General features: G+C 32.4%; 3 protein-coding genes. All 3 read right to left on the bottom strand.

Annotated elements, in window-relative coordinates; all coding sequences use genetic code 11:
* Window positions 1–180: 180 nt before the first annotated feature.
* Window positions 181–516 carry a cytochrome c6 PetJ gene (gene petJ, locus F6K13_RS31300; protein WP_124145319.1) on the bottom strand — a complete coding sequence of 112 codons (336 nt, stop codon included), beginning with the start codon at window positions 514–516 and terminating at the stop codon, window positions 181–183.
* Between the two features lie 41 nt (window positions 517–557).
* Window positions 558–1,058 carry a DUF3122 domain-containing protein gene (locus F6K13_RS31295; protein WP_124145320.1) on the bottom strand — a complete coding sequence of 167 codons (501 nt, stop codon included), beginning with the start codon at window positions 1,056–1,058 and terminating at the stop codon, window positions 558–560.
* A gap of 443 nt (window positions 1,059–1,501) precedes the next feature.
* On the bottom strand, window positions 1,502–1,852 hold a 351-nt coding region (locus tag F6K13_RS31290), incomplete at its 5' end, for an MBL fold metallo-hydrolase (protein ID WP_287289602.1).

The raw sequence follows: 1,852 nt of genomic DNA, 5'->3' as shown, positions 1-1,852 counted from the left end.
AAACATTACACATCTCCAGAAAAGAGGAAGTAGAGAGTAGGGAGAAATAATTGATGATTAATGTACAATAATTAATTTTATTTTTGATTATTGGAGATGTCTATTATTTCTCCCTACTCTCTACTTCCTCTTTTCTGGAGATGTGTAATGTTTAAATATTAGCTCTTATAGCTATATTTACTAATGCCAACCATTTTCTGCCTGCTTCAATACATAATCTGATACAGTTTCTATCTCTGTTTCTGTTAAACGGTCTTTGTAAGCAGACATATTATTTTTTCCATTCTTAACTAAGTAAGCGATCGCCTCAACAGAATCTAGTTTATTTCTTTTCAAAGTTCTGATTTTTAAGTTTTTCCACCATCTAACTATATTGCCTCCTCCAGCATGACATCCAGCACAATTAATTTGAAAAATTTCTGCTCCTTTCGCTGTTTCTGCTGCTAATGCAGGAGGTATTTCTATAAAGTTTATCAATGTGAATATTAATAAGCAAACTGTAATTATTTTTTTCACTTTTTTTCTCCTTAATTAATGAAAACTAATACAATAAAAAATCACCAAAAATTAACTTCATCAAATAATTTATGCCATTCTTTAACAGCAAAAATTGGTACGACTAATTCTGCTGATTTTTCACCTTGCAAAGGTATATTTATTCGCAGTGGAGCATCATAATTTAAGTGTTTCATTACTTCCAAAAAGTCATATTCTCCAACATTAGCAGGAAAAGAAGAATCAACCAAAATATCCTCTGCATTCCAGATATTACCAGTGCCAGTAGTAATTTGCAATTTTTGGGGATGAGCTAGTTCAATTATTCCAGGAAATCCTACCAATCGTAAGTTTAAAGTTATTAGTTTGCCAGATTTGATCCTTTTATATAGTACAGTTTGCCATGCTCTATCTGAAAGGTCTCGCAAACTTTGCCGAGAACGATACATGATTTGTGTAGAAGATTCGGGGTAAGTATGAATAGAAGCTAAAGCTGGTTGAGAATTACCAATAATCAAAAACAAGGATAATATTACTGTAAAAATCCAACGAAAATTAATCATACTTTTATAGCATTAGGGAATAGGAAATAGGGAATAGTAAACTGTTAAAGGGTTTTATGGTTAGGAGAAGTCAGTTGTGCAGCATTTGATTAACAATATGATTAACCTCAAATCTTCAAAAATTAGCTTCATAACATTAATAGTCAGCAGCTTTCAAAATATACTAACTATCATTAAAAGCTGTTAATTAAATGTAGTTTAATTATTGCTATGCTGATTAAATATAAAAGCACTGACAGGTAAAGGTTTTAGATTTTTTACAGCGAAAAAAAGTGCAACTTTTGAAGATTGAGCAACCAAAAAGTTAGGATAAAAGGCAGAATAATTGCAGAAAAATCAAGGGAGAAAATATCCGACTATCTACTATAAATTCCCCATTTATCCTGACTTATGACTCCTGCTCCTGACTCCTAGCTCATACCAAAAGATTTATTCAGCAAACCCTAATTAGCTAATACTCTCTGTTCTAATTGTAGTTCAAAACGTTCTCCAGGTTGAGCCTCTATTACTTTTGTATCCAGATTATTTTTGGTTAACTGAAGTTGTGTTTCTTCCACACTACCCTCTGCTTTGAGTAAAGATATTAATAATCCTTGAAAATCTATATCGCCCCCTGCTGCTGTAGGTAACATGACTTGGGGTTTCAACCATTGAGCTACTTGTAAAGCACTTTCATTTCCTTTAATTATCGGCCCGACTAACGGTAAATTCAAATTTATAATAGGGGTGATGACCACATTTATAGGAGCAAATTCTTTGATTTTTTCAGAATGGCTGCCATGTGGTTCATAGTA

Origin of the sequence: Okeania sp. SIO2B9 (assembly GCF_010672505.1) — a bacterium.
Classification (GTDB): domain Bacteria; phylum Cyanobacteriota; class Cyanobacteriia; order Cyanobacteriales; family Microcoleaceae; genus Okeania; species Okeania hirsuta.
Note: the sequence above shows the minus strand (reverse complement) of the source record. Positions and strands in the feature narration are given on the sequence as shown.

What these genes read in the sequence shown, in the direction of transcription:
- F6K13_RS31295 (WP_124145320.1), bottom strand. Translation starts at nt 1,058, where the DNA reads ATGATTAATTTTCGTTGGATTTTTACAGTAATATTATCCTTGTTTTTG.